This is a genomic window from Citricoccus sp. K5 (assembly GCF_902506195.1).
In the GTDB taxonomy this organism is placed as follows: Bacteria; Actinomycetota; Actinomycetes; order Actinomycetales; family Micrococcaceae; genus Citricoccus.
In genome coordinates this window covers 2,019,415-2,035,741 of the sequence record NZ_LR732817.1, presented here as the reverse complement: position 1 = coordinate 2,035,741, position 16,327 = coordinate 2,019,415, and the positions used below count along the sequence as shown (strand labels likewise).

Here is a 16,327-nt window from a genome sequence, read left to right as displayed (position 1 = left end):
TCATCTACAGCCAGCCGTTGTCCCGTGCCGCGAGACCCGCCTCGGTCCGGTTGGTGGTGTGGGTCTTGCCGATGGCCGAGGACAGGTGGTTGCGCACCGTGCCCGGGGAGAGGAACAGGGCGGCGGCGATCTGCCGCACGCTGGAACCGTTCAGCGCGGCGCGCAACACGTCCCGCTCACGTTCGGTCAGGGGATTCGACCCGGAGACGAGCGTCTCCTCCGCCAGGGACGGGTCCACGACGCGGCGTCCCGCGTGCACCGAGCGCACCGCCTGGGCGAGCTGCTCGGCCGGGGTGTCCTTCACCACGAAGCCGCTGGCCCCGGCCTCCAGGGCCCGCCGTAGGTAGCCGGGCCGGCCGAAAGTGGTGACGATCAGCGAGCGGCATCCCGTCCCCCCGGCAGCGATGGCCCGGGCGGCCTCGATCCCGTCCAGTCCCGGCATGTCGATGTCCAACAGGGCCACATCCACGCGCAGCTCGGCCACGGTGGCCGCCACGGTGGTCCCGTCACCCACCTGCGCCACCACCTCGAGGTCGGGCTCCATGGTCAGCAGCGCGGCGAGGGCCCCGCGGACCAGGGCCTGGTCATCGGCCAGCAACAGGCGGATGGGCCCGACGCCGGCCCGGCCGGTCGGAGTCGTCACAGGTGCACCTCCAGCGTCGTGCCCGGTCGGTCCGATCCCGGATGGGTCCGGCCCAGGGACAAGGTCCCGCCGGCATCGGCGACCCGATGGCGCATGCCGCTGAGCCCGTTGCCGGGCGAGACCGACGCGCCGAGCCCGGTGCCGTCGTCGGACACGGTGAGCCGGTCCGCGGTGATGGTGACCGAGCAGTGTGTGGCCGCGGAGTGGCGGATGACGTTGGTGACGGCCTCCCGGAGGCACCACGCGAAGAGCTCGCGGCGGTCGGGCCGGAAGCCGGCGACGGAGGTGGGATCCGGCAGTCGGAACGCGATACCGGCGGCCTGAAGGGCGGTGCGGGCGGAGGCGAGCTGGGCACCCAGGTCCGGGGCGTGCAGCCCGCCGACAGTGGTGCGGACCTCGGCCAGGGACTGCCGGGACAACTCGAGGACCTCGTCGAGCTCGGCCTTGGCCTGCTCCGGGTCGGCGTCCACCAGGCGGCGGGCCAGCTCTGTCTTCAGGGTGATGACGGTGAGGGAATGGCCCAGTACATCGTGCACGTCCCGGCCGACTCGTTCGCGCTGGCGGGAGAGGGCGAGTTCCTCACCGAGGATGCGGGAGCGCTCCTCCCGTTCCATGGCCAGGCGCAGCGCGAGCATGATCACCAGTGCCATCACGGTGGGGATGACCAGCCAGAAGCGGCTGCCCCCGGCGTCCACGCTGAGGGCCACCCCGACCCAGGCCATGGAGAGTGTCACAGAGACCGGGAGGCCGACCCTGAGCCGGTGCGGGAAGATCCAGATGGCCAGCGTGAACGGCAGGAAGTTGAAGGAGTTGAGGCCACCCGCCGGGATGGTGGCGAGGACGCAGAGGAGCAGGACGGCGGTGACCGCAGCGGTGTTCACCCAATGTGGCAGGGTGCGCCATGGCCAGGGCCAGATGAAATGCCCCATGTAGACGGCAATGAAGGCCGCCAGGCCGGCACAGCCGAGCACTTTCGCCCCGAGCGGAGCATCTCCGGTGACCATGGCCACCAGCGGCACCACCAGGAAGACCAGCCAGACCCCGGCCGTGATGAGGACCGGGACCCGTTCGTTGGCCTTCAGGGGGACCTCGGGCCATTCGCCGGCCCCGAAGGGACCCGCCGGCTGGACGGCGGTCCGGCCGGCGGGCCTCTCGGACCCCGCCGGCTTCTCGGGCCCCTCCGGCCTGATCCTGGCCCCGCGGGGCATCAGTTCAGCCCCGCCGGGTGGAACGGCGGGAGGCCACCAGGCAGATCGCGGCGAACAGGATGGTCCATGCCACTACGTTTAGCACGATGGCCCACAACGGGTCGCTGATCGGGGCGCCGCCGTCTTCCATGCTGACGACCGTGCCCTCCAGCTGCGGCCACCGCGCCAGCGCGGCAATGCCGTAGACGGGCGTGAAGCGGGCGATCTCCAGCAGGGTGCCGGACAGCGGCATGAACAGGTTGCCGAAGAACGCGAGGACCACGAGGATGCCGGACGCCGCCGAGACGGCCGCCTCCGAGCGGAACAGCAGGGCCGCTGCGAGCCCATAGAGCGCGAAGGGGATGGCCCCGAGGAGGGCCAGGGCGCCGGAGGCCGGCCACATCCACGCCTCGTCGAAGGCCGCACCGGTCAGGGAACCGGCGGTGAAGACCACCACGATCGGCATCAGGGCGATGCCCAGGGCCACCAGCACCTTGCCGAGCATGTAGCCCGTGCTGGTCAGCCCGGTCAGGCCCAGTTGGCGGCCCCACCCCTGCTGGCGTTCCAGGGCGGCTGATCCGGCGATCGCACTCGTCGCCATCGTGGCGCCGTAGACCGTCATGGCGGTCATGTTGTAGGTGGCGATGGTGCCGTTGCCGACCGGGCTCTCCCCGAAGGCGGACAGGGCACCGAACATCAGGTAGAGCACGGTGGGCAGGACCACGATGAAGAAGGTGGACTCCACCATCCGGGCGTTGCGGAGGAACTCCCAGCCGGCGAAGGCGGTGATGATCCGCAGCCGGGACCTTCTCCGGCCGTGTTGGCCGTACTGGCGCTGTTGAGTCTGGGGGAAAACGGTGGTGCTCATGTCAGGGTTCCTTCCGTGGCGTCGTCGGCCGTGAGATCGAGGAAGACCTCGTCCAGGGAGGCCGCCGCGATGGTGAGGTCATGGGCCAGTCCCGCGGAGAGCAGGAATCCGGCGAGCCGGTCCGTGTCCTGTGCGGTGAACCGCACCCGGCCGTTCTGGTGCGCGACGGCGTCGGGAAGTCCCAGCTTCACCGCGGCCTCCTCGGGGGTGCCGGGGCCGTCCCACACACAGGAGACCGTGCGGTGACCGGTATCGAGGACCTCGTCCACGGGGCCGTCCACCACCTTGCGGCCGGCGCGCATCAACACGATCCGGTCGGCGAAGTCCGAGGCCTCCTGGAGGAAATGGGTGGCGAAGACCACCGTGCGGCCACGCTCGGCCTCGGCCTGCATGGTCTCCCAGAACTCCTTGCGGGCTCGGACGTCCATGCCGGCGGTGGGCTCGTCCAGGAGCAGCAGGTCAGGTTCGGTCAGCAGGGCGAGTGCGAAGCGCAGCCGCTGCTGTTCGCCGCCGGAGCACTTGCGGACCTTCCGGCTGGCGATCTGTGCCGCGCCGGCCCGCTCGAGGGCGGTCTCGACCGGGATGTGGCGGGGCTGGCAGGCGGCGACCATGGACATGGTCTCCTTGACCGTCAGGTCGCTCAACAGGCCACCGGTCTGGAGCACGGCGCCGACCCGGCCCTCGAACACGGCCTGCTTCGGAGGCATCCCGAGAACCGTGAGGGAGCCGGACGTCGGGGCGGTGAAGCCGAGGACCAGGTCGAGGAACGTGGTCTTGCCGGCACCGTTGGGTCCGAGCAGGGCCACGATCTCACCTCTCTGGATCTGCAGGTCGACGCCGTTGACGGCCCGGACGGCGCCGGCCCCGCTGCCGAACTGACGGTGGACGCCGGTGGCGTGGAGGGCGGTGCCGGCCGTGTCGGGGCCAGCAGAATCGGCGCCCGTAGCGGGGGATCGCCGGCCGGATGGGGGGACGGTGCCCGGGACGGTGCTGTGGGCTGTGGTGTTCATGCCTCCAGTCTGTGGAACCCGGCCCCGCAGCGGATCTGCCGGGCGTCACCGATGATCCATGACATCCGTCATGGGTGACGTGTCACCATCGGGGCATGGAACTGCGCATCGAACCCGGGGACATCACGGAGCAGTCCGTGGACGCGATCGTCAATGCCGCCAACTCCACGCTGCTCGGCGGCGGGGGCGTGGACGGGGCCATCCACCGCCGCGGCGGCCCCGAGATCCTCGCCGAATGCAGGCACTTGCGCGAGACCGAACTGCCGGACGGCCTGCCAGCCGGCCGGGCCGTCGCCACCACGGCGGGCCGGCTGAGGGCCCGTTGGGTCATCCACACGGTGGGGCCGGTGTACGCGAAGACGGTCGACAAGTCCGAAACACTGGCGTCCTGCTACCGGGAATCCCTGCGCGTGGCCACCCAGCTCGGGGCCCACAGCGTGGCCTTCCCGGCGATCTCCGCCGGCGTCTACGGCTGGCCGATGGACGACGCGGCCCGCATCGCCGTGCAGACCTGCCGCGAGATGGCCGCGAAGTTCGGTCCCGACGCCGGCCCGGTCACCTCGGTCGTCTTCGTCCCGTTCTCCGACGCGGCCGAACGGGCCTTCCGTGAGGCCCTGGACGGTCCGTGAAGGCCTGGACCATGAGGGACCGCCTAGGATTCCGGCATGGACCCGTTGAGCCTGTCTGCCCGAGACCTGTCCGCCGCCCTGCGTCATCGCCGGGTGTCAGCCCGGGAGGTGCTTCAGGCCCACTTTGCCCGGATCGACGAGGTCAATCCGAGCGTCAACGCCGTGGTGACCCAGGTCCGAGAACGCGCCTACGAGCAGGCGCTCGCCGCCGACGACCGTGCCGCCGCCACGGCCCCGGAGGACCTGCCTCCGCTGCACGGGATCCCGATGACGCACAAGGACACCCATGCCACGGCGGGCATCCGCACGACCTCCGGCTCCCCGGTCTTCGGCGACCTGGTGCCACGGGAGAGCGACCTGGTGATCGAGCGGTTCCAGCGCGCCGGAGTGATCTCCACCGGCAAGAACAACGTCCCCGAGTTCGCCGCCGGATCCCACACCTACAACACGGTGTTCGGGACCACGCGCAATCCCTACGATCCGAGCCGCAGCGCCGGCGGCTCCTCGGGCGGCGCCGCCGTCACTCTGGCCACGCGCATCCAGCCCCTGGCCGATGGCTCGGACATGGGCGGTTCACTGCGCAATCCGGCCGCCTTCAACAACGTGGTGGGCTTCCGTGCCTCGCACGGCGTGGTGCCCAACGCCCCCGCGCGGGACCCCCGCGCCTGGCTCGGGCAGAAGGGGGCCATGGCACGCTCGGTGGAGGACGTCATCCTGGCCATGTCCGTCCTCGCCGGCCCGGATGCCCGGGTCCCGGTGCCGTGCCCGACGCCGGCCGGTGACTTCGCCGAACTCCTCGCCGAGTCCGTGGGACAGGCTCGGCATACCACCACGCCGGACCATCCGCTGGCCGGGGTCCGGGTGGCGGTGACCACCGACTTCGGGCTGGGCGTGCCTGTGGAAGGCGCGGTGGCCGGCGTCGTGCGCGAAGAGGCCGAGGTGTTCGCCGACCTCGGCGCGACGGTGGAGGAAGCCTGCCCGCGGCTGCGCGAGGCGGACCGGGTCTTCGACGCCACGCGGGCCTTCGACATGGCGCTTGCCCTGCGGGACGTGGTGGCCGGATTCCCTGGTCAGGTCAAGGAGGAGGTCATCTGGAACGTTGAGCGCGGGCTGGCGCTGACCGCGGCGGACCTGATGGACGTGGCCATCGCGCGGGGCCGGCTGGACCGTGAGATCGCACGATTCTTCGGAACCGGCGGAACCGCCGGAACCGCCGTCGGTACTGGACGGGACGGTGCGGCGGGTTCCGCCGGGGTCGGCGCGTTCGACGTGCTCCTGGCACCCACCGCGCAACTGGTCCCGTTCCCGGCCGAGTGGGCCTGGCCGCGGGAGGTAGCGGGGGTGGCGATGGGGTCCTATGTCGACTGGATGCGCTCCGCCACCCTGATCTCGGCGACCGGATGCCCGGCCATCTCGGTGCCCGGCGGGTTCACCGCGGCGGGGTTGCCGGTGGGCCTGCAACTGGTGGGTGCGCCCGGACGTGATGTGGACCTGCTGCGTGTGGCCCGGGCCTATGACGAGGCCACTCGATACGCAGACCGGGCCCCGGCGATCTGAGGATCCTCAGTCACCGGGGCCCGGCCGTGAGTCGTCAGATCGTGTGCCGATGGGACGTCTGTTCGGCACGCCAACTGACGACTCACGCCCTGACGGCGATCAGGCGGGATCAGGCGCGCAGGATGTTCTCTCCGTTGGAGAACAGCTGCGGGGCGCCGACGGCCTCGGCCCCACCGGTGGCATCGGCGGGGGAGTACAGCTGGATGACGGTGGCCGAGACACCCTCGGCGTTGTCGAAGGCTTCGAGCACGAAGGCGTCGTGCGGCTGGCCCTCGACCTCGAGTCGGGCGTCGAACACGGAGACGGCCATCTCCGGGCGGGGCTCCAACTGGGCGACCTGCGCCCGCATCTGGTCCTCGTCGGCACCGGGCAGCTTCCACATGCCCTTCTGCTCCTCGTCGATGTAGCCCAGCAGGAACGGCGCCACGGCGTCGGATCCCTCGGAGGCGAACTCAAGCGCCTGCTCGATGGCCAGGAAGACCAGGGGGGAGATGCGCTCGGAGGGTGGCTGCGGCTGCCCCTCGGGCAGCGGAGTTCCGGCGGCGACCAGGTTCGGGTCCGTCGTCGGGTCAGCGGTGTTGCCGCCTTCCCCGTTTACTCCGTTCACCCCGAGGCCGGGAACGCCTGCGGGGTCGGTGGTTGGGTTGGTGGTCTGTTCTGGTTGGTCAGTCACGCTCTCGACGCTATCGGTCACCGGTACCATGGACAACCGTGGCTCTCTCTATCGGAATCGTCGGCCTGCCCAACGTTGGCAAGTCAACCCTCTTCAACGCACTCACCCGCCAGACCGTTCTCGCGGCGAACTACCCGTTCGCCACGATCGAACCCAACGTCGGGGTGGTGAATCTCCCGGACGAACGGCTGGACACCCTCGCGGGGATCTTCGGCTCGCAGAAGATCCTGCCGGCCACCGTCTCCTTCGTGGACATCGCCGGCATTGTCAAGGGTGCCTCCGAGGGGGAGGGGCTCGGCAACCAGTTCCTGGCCAACATCCGTGAATCTGACGCGATCGCCCAGGTCGTCCGCGCCTTCGACGATCCGGACGTCATCCACGTGGACGGGAAGATCAACCCCGCTTCGGACATGGAGACCATCAACACCGAGTTGATCCTCGCGGACCTGCAGACCCTCGAGAAGGCGATTCCGCGCGTCGAGAAGGAAGTCAAGGGCAAGAAGCGCGAGGCTGCCGAGCTCGAGGCCCTGCAGGCCGCCCAGACCGTGCTCGAGCGCGGGGACACCATCTACTCGGCGATCGAGTCGGAGAAGCTGGACATGGACCGCCTCCGGGAGGTCAGCCTGCTGACGGCCAAGCCGTTCATCTACGTCTTCAACGCCGACGACGGCGTGCTGGGTGACGCCGCGAAGCAGCAGGAACTGCGCGACCTGGTGGCACCGGCCGATGCCGTGTTCCTCGACGCCAAGCTCGAGTCCGACCTCGTGGAGCTGGATGAGGAGGAGGCCCGCGAGATGTTGGAGATGAACGGGCAGGAGGAGTCCGGCCTGGACCAGCTCGCCCGCACCGGCTTCCACACCCTCGGCCTGCAGACCTACCTCACCGCCGGCCCCAAGGAGGCCCGCGCCTGGACCATCCGCAAAGGGGACACCGCCCCGAAGGCCGCCGGCGTGATCCACACCGACTTCGAACGCGGGTTCATCAAGGCCGAGATCGTCTCCTTCGACGACCTGGTGGCCGCCGGGTCCATGTCCGACGCCAAGGCTGCCGGCAAGGTGCGCATGGAGGGCAAGGACTACGTGATGCAGGACGGGGACGTGGTGGAGTTCCGGTTTAACGTCTAGCGTTATTGACGGATCCCGTCATAGGTAGGTCTCGTGGTCAGATCCTTCGGTAGCAAGAGCACTGAGCGGATCTGGCATGAGCAGTACGTCGAGGGTATTGACGGCCGTGTGCAACGGGCGACGATGCGGAAGCTCGAGCCGATCCATCCGGGGGAGATCCTGATGGAGGACTTCATCGAGGGTTTCGGGATCACTCAGGACCAGCTGGCGGTGTCCATCGGTGTGCCGCCGCGTCGCGACTTCCTCAGCGGTGCGCGACCTTTCGCTCGATGAGATCTGGTCCGCCATCAGCGCTCATCGACGTGTTCGGGACGCGCGTTCCCGCCACCACACCACCGCGACGACCGCGACGTTCACGGCCATGAGAATGAGGTAGGAAGGGCCGCCCGCGCCGGCGTCGCGTTCGAAGGCGGGCGTCTCGCCGTCGGCGAGCACGGTGTTCAGCGTCGAGGTGACGAGGTTGTTGGCGACATGGAACGCGATCGATGCTTCGAGGCCGCGGCTGACCACGGCCATGACCGCGGTTCCGAGGCCGACGACGAGGTAGTAGGCGAACAGCCACGGGTCGAGCGAGACGTGCACGAGGGCGAACAGGATGGTGGAGCCGGCGATACCAGCGATGAGGGCTGGCCGAGCCGGTCGAACCCATGACGCGATCGCAGGCATCACCGAGCCGCGGAAGATCAGCTCCTCACCCGCGGATTGCAGCGGCGCTGTGAGGACCGACACCGCCAGCAGTGCGACTGTCGTCCCGGTGATGCCGAACCCCACCCATCCCGTCGCCTCGGGGGCAAGCAGTGCCGTGACGCCCGCGCCGGCCGCGACGAGTGCGAGAGAGAGCACTCCGTAGCGGCCGAGGCGGCGCATGTCGAAGCCTCGTGGATGGGTGAGTAGGCTGCGCCAGGGCACCCGAGCGGTCCGTGCGGTCAGTAGGAGCGCGATCAGCGCTGTTGCGGCAACGCTGAGGTTGTTCGCCAGCTGGGTCGTCGGGGTCATCGCCGGGGTGAACATGTCCTCCCGTCCGTCGATCAGGGAGGACGCGGCGTAGAAGGCGAACTGCAGGGCAAAGAACAGAATCAGGGTGCTCACCACGAGCAGTGCCGATTTCCATCGCGCCATGCGCAGGTGTGCGCCGTACGGTCGGTTGATCTGCGGGTCCTTCGTCATCGTGGTCTCCTATCGGTAATTGTGGCCAGCGGCGTCGAGGAACCAGTGGCAGCGCAGTCGGAGGGCTCGTTCGGTGCTGGCGATCGCGGCGGCGACGGCGAGGGTGATGTTGAGCCAGAGGGGTAGCTCGAGGAGGGGCTGGACCCTGCGAGGTTCACCCCGAGTGCCTCTGTGCTCCAGATGGAAGAGCGCGCGGCCGAGGAGTTACCACCAGCGGAACCGCTGCAGCTCCCGGCCGTCGCCCGGCTCGACGCGCCTCACGGCGCGACGACGCTGCCGAGGCTGAAACACATCGATCTCCTCACGCTCCGTCGTAACACACTGTGTTAGTACGGTTCGGCAGTAGGGTAACACGATGTGTTAGTGGTGTGTCGTGTGCTGGAACCTGCCCCTGCCGGGGAGCTGGCGCGCGAGAATATACCCACGCTGAGGCGGGAGTTCATCACCGCCGAACACGCGGAGCGGGTTCGGCGGGCGCACCTCGCGATGGAACACGACGGACAGCACCGCGTCGAGGGCTGGTTGCGCATCCTCGCTGAGGAGGTCGACATTCCGCTCGAGGACATACCCCGGCGCGCACGTTTCCTCAACGTGGTGACCGAAAGGCTGGCGCTGAAGCGCGCCCTGCCGGCTGAGGACGGGTTCACCGAGGCAGAGACCGACACGCTCCACTTCGCAGTCGACGCCGACTGATCTCGTCACTCAGGTCGCCGACGCGGACGAAGCGGTCCAGTCAGATGCCGATCTGTTCCGCCAGCAGTTCGCCGGCGCTGCGTGGTGCCCGGCCGAGTAGCCGGGTGAGCGTGGAGTCGGAGTGCGCGAAGTGGCCGCTCCGTGTGGCTTGGAACATCGACAGGGAGAAGCGCGCAGCCGGTTCAGTCATACCGGCCGCTACCTCCTCGGTGACCCACATCTCGTCATCGACTATGGCGCGCTCGATGTGGCGGCCGGTGACTTCGGATGCTGCTGTCGCGAAGTCCGCGAGGGTGACCGGCGGAGACGGGATCAAGTCGACCGGTCCGTCGTACGCTACCTCGCCGGTGAGGATCGCTGCCGCAGCTTCGGCTGCGTCGCGACGGTCTACCCAGGGGAATGGACCATCGGCAGGCTTGGCGATCGTCCCCGTGCTCTGCCACGGGCCGATCAGTTGCTCCAGGTCCCCGTAGAAGCCGTTGCGAAGGGCGGTCCACGGGACGCCGGAGTCGGCGAGATATTCCTCCGTGGCTGCGTGGATCGCCAGCGGTGGGTAGGGGGTGTCGAAACCAGCGCCGAAGGTGCTGGTGTAGAGAATCCGATCCGCCCCTGCGGCGACGGCGGCATCGACCGCCCTCCGGTGCTGCCCGACGACGTCGGCCGCGATGTCGCTGGAGGAGGTCAAGAGCACCTGTTCTGCACCGGCGAAGGAGTGGCGCAGGGCCGCGGGGTCATCGTAGCTTCCCCGTCGCACGCGGACGCCGCGGCGCGCGAGGTGGTCCGCGCGAGACGGATCGCGGACGCTGACGCCTATCTGCTCTGCAGGAATCCGCTGCAGGAGATGCTCGACGGTGGCCCCGTTGAGGGCTCCGGTCGCTCCGGTTACGATGATCATGTGGGTGTCCTTCCGTTGAGGCGCACACCACGATCTGCGCGGCGCCTCGAATGCTAAATTGTCCCGGTTGGTCAAGTTGCTGTCGCGTATCATGGTGCATGAACTTGACCGAAGTGGTCAAGTTGTGACGTCCCGGAGGCTGATGATGACCGATGCAGATACCTCGTCTACGCTGCGGGCCGATGCGCGCCGGAATGTCGACCGGATCCGTGCGGCGGCGGTCGAGGTATTCGGGGAGCGCGGCCTTGCTGTGCCGCTCGAGGATGTCGCTGCGGCCGCCCGCGTCAGCAAGGCGACCATCTTCAACAGATTCGGGGGGCGTATCGGCCTGATCGACGCGGTCATCGACGATCTCGTCGCGCAGGAGATGATGGACGTCATCGAACGGGTGCGAGCCGTCCCTGACGTCGGCGAACGGATCTGCGCCTACATCGGTGCGTTGCGGGATCTCCAGTTTCGTCTGTCGGCAGTCAATGGAGTCCTGCTGCAGCAGTTCCCCGACTCCGAGGCCCTCATGGATCTGTGCCGCGCGGGAGAAGCCTTCCACAGCGAACTCGTCGCTCAGGGGCATGCCGCCGGCGTCCTCGCCGACGGGTTCACAGCGCGTGATTTTCATGCACTGACCACGGACAATGCACTCGCGCTGGAGCATGGCGTTCGACCATCGCGGGCGGACTACGACCGCCGAACCGCGTTCGTCCTCGGCGGGATCTGTCGACGCATATAGGTCGACCTGGCGAGCGGGGTACAACATAGCCATGGTTCGTGGTGGGTTCCGGAATACGCCCGCGGCCCGGGACTGTTGCACCGGATATGCGAGCTATGACCTATGCGAAGTACGGCAACGAGAACGTCCTGGAACTGACCGAGCGCCCGGAGCCCAAGGTCGGTCCGAGCCAGCTCCTGGTGCGCGTGACCCGCTCGTCGGTGAACCCGGTGGACTGGAAGGTCATGTCCGGCGGCTTGGACGCGATGTTGGAGACGAGGTTTCCGGCCATCCCCGGGTGGGACGTGGCCGGGACCGTGGAACAAGTCGGCCCGGACACCCCGGAGTTCTCCGTCGGGGACCGCGTGGCAGCGTATGCCCGCAAGATGGTCAACGAGGGCGGGACCAGCGCGGAGTTCGTGACGATCCCCGTGGAGTTCGCCGCCAAGATCCCGGAGGGCGTCTCCGACGATGCGGCCGGTGCCCTGCCGCTGACGGGACTGACGGCCCGGCGTGCCGTCAACGCCCTGGAGGTCACGGATCAGGACACCGTCCTGCTGCATGCGGCTTCCGGTGGCGTCGGCTACCTGGCCTCCCAGCTGGCCGTCCGCACCGGCGCGACGGTGCTGGGCACCTGCTCACCCGAGAACTTCGAGAAGCTCCGCCGCATCGGGGTCACTCCGCTCGATTACGGCGACGGGCTGGTCGATCGCGTGCGGAACGCCGCCCCGAACGGCGTGGACGCCGTCGCTGACTTCGCCGGCGAGGTCCTGGAGAGCACTCTGGCGGTCTTGAACGACGGCGGCCGGCATGTCTCGATCGCCGATCCGGCCGTCCTGGAGCACGGCGGGCGGTGGCTGTGGGTCCGGCCCGACGGGGCCGGCCTGGCCGAGCTGCTGAGCTTGGTGGAGGCAGGGGATCTCACGGTGGACATCGACCGGACCCTCCCCTTGGAGCAGCTGCCCGGGGCCTACCGCCTCAGCCGCGAGGGCGAGGCCCAGGGCAAGATCGTCATTCGCGTTCAGGACTGACCTTCTACCACCGCAGGTGGTGGAGACTGGAGGTGGCGTTGCCTTCCCGGCCGCTCGGCAGCCGCCCCCACAAAGGAGTCATGAATGACCGCAACGCTGGTGGCCACGGGCCTGGCCGGCGGCTATGGCCACCGCACGCTCTTCGACTCGCTGGACCTGACCGTCGCCCCCGGCGATGTGGTCGGGGTGGTGGGCGCGAACGGGGCCGGAAAGTCGACGTTGCTGAAGCTGCTCGCCGGCGTCCACCAGCCGCAGGCGGGCACGGTGTCACTGGCACCCACAGACGCTTTCGTCGGGTGGCTGCCCCAGGAGCATGAGCGGGTGGTCGGAGAGACTGTGGCCGACTACATCGCCCGCCGCACCGGTTGCGCCGAGGCGACCCGTCAGATGGACGCGGCGGCCGAGGCCCTCGCGGACCCGGCGGATGCCGAGGTGGCTGCGGACACGTACTCATCGGCGCTGGATCGCTGGCTGGCCAGCGGCGCAGCCGACCTGGACGAGCGGCTTCCCGTGGTGCTGGCAGACCTCGGACTCGACCTCGGTGATGCCCCGGCCGAGCGGGCACTGATGACCTCTCTCTCCGGCGGTCAGGCGGCCCGTGTCGGCCTGGCTGCCCTGTTGCTCTCTCGTTTCGACCTCGTGCTGCTGGACGAGCCCACCAACGACCTGGATCTGGATGGACTGGAACGGCTCGAGGCCTTCGTACGCGGTCTCCGCGGCGGCGTGGTTCTGGTCAGTCATGACCGCGAGTTCCTGGCCCGCAGCGTGACCAGGGTGCTCGAACTCGATCTGGCGCAGAACTCAAACCGCGTGTATGGCGGCGGCTACGACTCCTACCTGGAGGAGCGCGCGACCGTCCGCCGGCACCTGCGGGAGCAGTACGAGGAGTTTGCCGGCCAGAAGGCCGACCTCGTCTCGCGGGCCAGGACCCAACGGGAGTGGTCGAGCCAGGGTGTGCGCAATGCCATGCGGAAGGCGCCGGACAATGACAAGATCCGGCGCAAGGCCTCCACGGAATCCAGCGAGAAGCAGGCGCAGAAGGTGCGGCAGATGGAGAGCCGGATCGCGCGGCTCGAGGAGGTCGCGGAACCGCGCAAGGAGTGGAAGCTCGAGTTCACCATCGGTGCGGCGCCCCGATCGAGTTCCGTGGTGGCCACGCTCAGTGCGGCGGTGTTCCGGCAGGGGACCTTCACGCTCGGGCCGGTCTCGCGTCAGGTGAATGCCGAGGAGCGCATCGGCATCACCGGCCCGAACGGCGCCGGGAAGTCGACGCTGTTGCGCGGACTGCTCGGCCACCAGTTACCGGAGGAGGGCTCCGCGAGCCTGGGGGCGAGTGTGCGGATCGGAGAGGTCGACCAGGCCCGTTCCCTGCTGGCGGGATCCCGGCCGCTCGCGGCCACCTTCGAGGCACTTGTCCCGGATCAGACTGCCGCGGAGGTGCGAACGCTCCTGGCCAAATTCGGGCTGCGGGCCGACCACGTGAACCGCCCGGTGGATGAACTCTCACCGGGGGAGCGCACGCGTGCTGGGTTGGCCCTGCTCCAGGCGCGCGGGGTGAACCTGCTGGTCCTTGACGAGCCGACAAACCATCTGGACCTGGAAGCCATCGAGCAGCTCGAACAGGCCCTCGAGTCCTACGACGGTGCGCTGCTGCTGGTCACGCACGACCGCAGGATGCTCTCCACCGTCCGGACCGACCGACGGTGGAACGTGGACGCAGGCCGGGTCACCGAACTCTGACCGCCACGCTATAACCCCTACCTGAGGCTCACTGGCCCCCGTCCACGGTCTCACCGTTGCGTGGGAGGCCGCCCCGGAACGAGATCGGCACGGCACTGGCCCGGCTAATGTCCCGCCCGTCCACGGCGTGGACGTGCACGTGCGGCTCGGTGCTGTTCCCGGAATTCCCGCACCGTCCAACAGCCTCTCCCCGCTGGGCGGGCTGCCCCGGCCTGACCACAGGACTGCCCTGGTGGAGATGGCAGAGAACGACGACGGCCGTGCCGCCATCGGCTCCACGGGTCTCGATGAGCACATGGTTGCCACTCAACCCCCACCACCCGGCCGCCAGCCGCCGCCGCTGGGTCACTGCGTACCCGACCGAGGGAAGGCCCCGGTAGGACCGGTGGTCCGGCTCGGTGCTGTGTACGCCGACCACGACGCCGTCAACCGGGGCCGTCAGGGGACGGCCGAACCCCGGGATGATCTCGGCCGGTTCTGGTCGCAGGAACGAGGTGAGCGTGTATGGGGCTGACCGGCCGGCGTCGTCCACCGGAACGAAATCGATGGCGTGGGAGAGGCCGAACAGCGGGGTGCCGTGACTGGGCACCCGGTTCGCCGGGCTGTTCTGCACCAGCCATCTCCCGGTGAAGGGGTAGTCCAGATCAAGTCGCATGGACATCTCACCTCATCTCCAGTGCCGGAATCATTGTTGGGGGTGGATGATCAGTCTCGCTCGGGGCGCCTGCGATGGCGCTTGGTCTCGGCGCGCTGACGTTTGGCCTCTATCCGGCGCCGTTGCGAGCCTCGAGTGGGCCGGGTGGGTTTCCGTGCGATCGCCGGCACCAGCGCCTCGCGCAGCAGGGCCGCGAGGCGTTGCCGTGCTGCCGTGCGGTTGCGCCGCTGCGACCGGTGTTCCGCCGCGCTGATGGTGAGGACGGTGCCCGTGAGCTTCCCGGCGAGCCGGTCGAGGGCACGTTCGCGCTGGACGTCGCTCAGGGCCGTCGTCGTGGTCAGGTCCAGGCTGAGTTGCACCCGGGAGTCGGTGGTGTTGACGCCCTGGCCGCCGGGTCCGGAGGCATGGGAGAACTGCTCGAGCAGCTCTCCCGCCGGCACGGTGAGGCCGCGGGGAGCGCCGGGCCCCGGAGGTATGAGCAGGTCGTCCACACCACGAGTGTGCCTGACTGGGGCCGTTGGCGCTGCCACGTCGAGAAGAATCGCGGAGAGAGGGACGGCAGGGCGGCGTCCTGATGCTCAGGCGGTCTCGTCCTCCTCGCGCAACCGCGGTTCAACGCGCAGCCCGGGGCGGAAGCCGGCCTTGTCCGCGTAGAAGGCGTGGATGCGGTTCATATCGGTACTGATGTCCCCGCTCAGCTCGAAGCTCGGCCCCAGGCCGGTGGTCTTGGTGGAACGATCGACGAAGCCGAGGGTCACCGGCATGCCTGTCTCGAGGGCAATGCGGTAGAAACCTGACTTCCAGTACGAGTGCGCCCCGCGGGTCCCGTCGGGGGTGACCACCAGACCGAAGACCTCGCCGGACCGCACCCGTTCGACCATCTCGGAGACGACGCGGCCGGGATCAGCACGGTCCACGGGGATGCCCCCGAGGCGGCGCATGACCGGTCCGCGCCAGCCGTGGAACAGGCTCTTCTTCCCAAGCCAGCGCACCTCGATGCCCAGCTGCCAGGCGATGGCGAGCATGAACGCGAAGTCCCAGTTGGAGGTGTGCGGCGCGCCGATGAGTACGGTGGGGCGGTCTGGCGCGGGCTCGGAGACCAGCTTCCAGCGGCTGAACGTCCAGAAAGCACGGGCGGTGAGGCGTTGGAGCATTCCACCACGGTAGAGCACTCTCCCGGCCGATGACCGACTAGAGGTGGATCTCAACCCGGGCCGGCGGCAGGATGGGTCCATGAGTGATCCGAAGCAGAAACTGACCCCGTCCGAGATCTCCGACGCCGGCCTCACCGGCTGGCACCAGGTGGAGGAGACCCTCACGGCGCGGTTCGCCACCAAGAGATTCACCACCGGCCTGGAATTCGTGAACCGCATCGGTGCCTCCGCTGAGGACGCCGACCACCATCCGGACCTGACCCTCACCTATCCCGAGGTGGCCGTGACGCTGTCCAGCCACGACGTCGGCGGCATCACCAGCCGGGACATCGACCTCGCGCGCATCATCAGCGATCATGCCGCGGAGCTGGGCGTCAGCCCTCGTGACGGAAACCGATCTTGACGGTGACCTGCCAGTCAGCGACTTTGCCGTCCGTCAGGTGACCGCGCACTGACTGGACCTCGAACCAATCGAGGTTCCGGAGGGTCTTGCCAGCCTCCGTGACGGCATTGGTGACGGCGGCGTCAATGCCGTCAGGTGAGGTGCCGACGAGCTCGGTCACGTTGTACACGTTGTTGGCCATGGTGTTCTCCG

At 68.9% G+C, this 16,327-nt stretch carries 19 protein-coding genes and 1 pseudogene; 9 read left to right on the top strand and 11 right to left on the bottom strand.

All coding sequences use genetic code 11. From position 1 onward, the window contains the following. Positions 1-4: 4 nt before the first annotated feature. From BOSE125_RS09005 to BOSE125_RS08990, 4 genes are read right to left on the bottom strand one after another with little or no spacing between them, the layout of a single operon-like run. Positions 5-643 (bottom strand): response regulator transcription factor, encoded by a 639-nt coding sequence (locus BOSE125_RS09005; protein WP_159551868.1) that lies wholly within the window; start codon positions 641-643, stop codon positions 5-7. Continuing rightward, positions 640-1,851 carry a sensor histidine kinase gene (locus BOSE125_RS09000; RefSeq protein ID WP_159551866.1) on the bottom strand — a complete coding sequence of 404 codons (1,212 nt, stop codon included), beginning with the start codon at positions 1,849-1,851 and terminating at the stop codon, positions 640-642. The genes BOSE125_RS09005 and BOSE125_RS09000 overlap by 4 nt, the downstream gene beginning before the upstream one ends. Before the next feature lie 4 nt (positions 1,852-1,855). After that, entirely contained in the window at positions 1,856-2,698 is an 843-nt protein-coding gene (locus BOSE125_RS08995) for an ABC transporter permease (RefSeq protein WP_236557899.1), read from the bottom strand. Continuing rightward, on the bottom strand, positions 2,695-3,708 hold the full coding sequence (locus tag BOSE125_RS08990; protein ID WP_159551864.1) for an ABC transporter ATP-binding protein: 1,014 nt from the start codon (positions 3,706-3,708) through the stop codon (positions 2,695-2,697). Before BOSE125_RS08990 ends, BOSE125_RS08995 begins: the two co-directional genes overlap by 4 nt. A 95-nt stretch (positions 3,709-3,803) precedes the next feature. Between BOSE125_RS08990 and BOSE125_RS08985 the strand changes: the two genes are divergently transcribed. Then, entirely contained in the window at positions 3,804-4,337 is a 534-nt protein-coding gene (locus BOSE125_RS08985) for an O-acetyl-ADP-ribose deacetylase (RefSeq protein ID WP_159551862.1), read from the top strand. Positions 4,338-4,373: 36 nt separating this feature from the next. Beyond that, a complete protein-coding gene (locus BOSE125_RS08980; protein ID WP_159551860.1) occupies positions 4,374-5,894 on the top strand; it encodes an amidase family protein in 1,521 nt (506 codons plus the stop codon). A gap of 109 nt (positions 5,895-6,003) precedes the next feature. Here the strand turns inward: BOSE125_RS08980 and BOSE125_RS08975 are convergent, their stop codons facing one another. Beyond that, positions 6,004-6,567, bottom strand: coding sequence for a hypothetical protein (locus BOSE125_RS08975; protein WP_159551858.1), 564 nt, complete (start codon positions 6,565-6,567; stop codon positions 6,004-6,006). A gap of 38 nt (positions 6,568-6,605) precedes the next feature. Between BOSE125_RS08975 and ychF the strand changes: the two genes are divergently transcribed. Together ychF and BOSE125_RS08965 are read left to right on the top strand one after the other, a co-directional pair. Continuing rightward, positions 6,606-7,691, top strand: coding sequence for a redox-regulated ATPase YchF (gene ychF, locus BOSE125_RS08970; protein WP_159551856.1), 1,086 nt, complete (start codon positions 6,606-6,608; stop codon positions 7,689-7,691). Positions 7,692-7,814: 123 nt separating this feature from the next. After that, positions 7,815-7,928: pseudogene (locus BOSE125_RS08965) on the top strand (transcriptional regulator); the annotation flags it as partial. 57 nt (positions 7,929-7,985) lie between these two features. On the opposite strand, the gene BOSE125_RS08960 reads toward BOSE125_RS08965, so the two are convergent. Beyond that, positions 7,986-8,858, bottom strand: coding sequence for a CPBP family intramembrane glutamic endopeptidase (locus tag BOSE125_RS08960; protein WP_236557898.1), 873 nt, complete (start codon positions 8,856-8,858; stop codon positions 7,986-7,988). 375 nt (positions 8,859-9,233) lie between these two features. Between BOSE125_RS08960 and BOSE125_RS08955 the strand changes: the two genes are divergently transcribed. Continuing rightward, complete coding sequence (locus BOSE125_RS08955; protein ID WP_159551854.1) at positions 9,234-9,551, top strand: hypothetical protein; 318 nt, start codon at positions 9,234-9,236, stop codon at positions 9,549-9,551. Positions 9,552-9,591: 40 nt separating this feature from the next. Here BOSE125_RS08955 and BOSE125_RS08950 read toward each other — a convergent pair whose 3' ends face one another. Further along, the gene (locus BOSE125_RS08950; RefSeq protein ID WP_159551852.1) at positions 9,592-10,446 is read right to left on the bottom strand and encodes an NAD(P)H-binding protein; all 855 of its coding nucleotides are present in this window, start codon (positions 10,444-10,446) and stop codon (positions 9,592-9,594) included. A 142-nt stretch (positions 10,447-10,588) separates the two neighbouring features. On the opposite strand from BOSE125_RS08950, the gene BOSE125_RS08945 reads away from it, so the two are divergent. The 3 genes from BOSE125_RS08945 (at position 10,589) to BOSE125_RS08935 (ending at position 13,923) form a co-directional block, all read left to right on the top strand. Continuing rightward, positions 10,589-11,173, top strand: coding sequence for a TetR/AcrR family transcriptional regulator (locus BOSE125_RS08945; protein WP_201301166.1), 585 nt, complete (start codon positions 10,589-10,591; stop codon positions 11,171-11,173). A 95-nt stretch (positions 11,174-11,268) separates the two neighbouring features. Beyond that, positions 11,269-12,183, top strand: a complete 915-nt coding sequence (locus tag BOSE125_RS08940; protein ID WP_159551850.1) for an NADP-dependent oxidoreductase — start codon at positions 11,269-11,271, stop codon at positions 12,181-12,183. A gap of 84 nt (positions 12,184-12,267) precedes the next feature. Beyond that, positions 12,268-13,923, top strand: a complete 1,656-nt coding sequence (locus BOSE125_RS08935; RefSeq protein WP_159551848.1) for an ABC-F family ATP-binding cassette domain-containing protein — start codon at positions 12,268-12,270, stop codon at positions 13,921-13,923. A gap of 28 nt (positions 13,924-13,951) precedes the next feature. On the opposite strand, the gene BOSE125_RS08930 is transcribed toward BOSE125_RS08935, so the two are convergent. From BOSE125_RS08930 to BOSE125_RS08920, 3 genes are all read right to left on the bottom strand, one after another. After that, the gene (locus tag BOSE125_RS08930; protein ID WP_371300584.1) at positions 13,952-14,578 is read right to left on the bottom strand and encodes a M23 family metallopeptidase; all 627 of its coding nucleotides are present in this window, start codon (positions 14,576-14,578) and stop codon (positions 13,952-13,954) included. A gap of 50 nt (positions 14,579-14,628) precedes the next feature. Beyond that, on the bottom strand, positions 14,629-15,069 hold the full coding sequence (gene arfB / locus BOSE125_RS08925; RefSeq protein WP_159551844.1) for an alternative ribosome rescue aminoacyl-tRNA hydrolase ArfB: 441 nt from the start codon (positions 15,067-15,069) through the stop codon (positions 14,629-14,631). 87 nt (positions 15,070-15,156) lie between these two features. Then, positions 15,157-15,732 (bottom strand): 1-acyl-sn-glycerol-3-phosphate acyltransferase, encoded by a 576-nt coding sequence (locus tag BOSE125_RS08920; protein WP_159551842.1) that lies wholly within the window; start codon positions 15,730-15,732, stop codon positions 15,157-15,159. 79 nt (positions 15,733-15,811) lie between these two features. On the opposite strand from BOSE125_RS08920, the gene BOSE125_RS08915 reads away from it, so the two are divergent. Next, a complete protein-coding gene (locus BOSE125_RS08915; protein ID WP_159551840.1) occupies positions 15,812-16,135 on the top strand; it encodes a 4a-hydroxytetrahydrobiopterin dehydratase in 324 nt (107 codons plus the stop codon). On the opposite strand, the gene BOSE125_RS08910 is transcribed toward BOSE125_RS08915, so the two are convergent. Continuing rightward, on the bottom strand, positions 16,107-16,316 hold the full coding sequence (locus BOSE125_RS08910; protein ID WP_159551838.1) for a dodecin: 210 nt from the start codon (positions 16,314-16,316) through the stop codon (positions 16,107-16,109). The two genes, BOSE125_RS08915 and BOSE125_RS08910, sit on opposite strands and share 29 nt — an antisense overlap. Between the last annotated feature and the right edge of the window lie 11 nt (positions 16,317-16,327).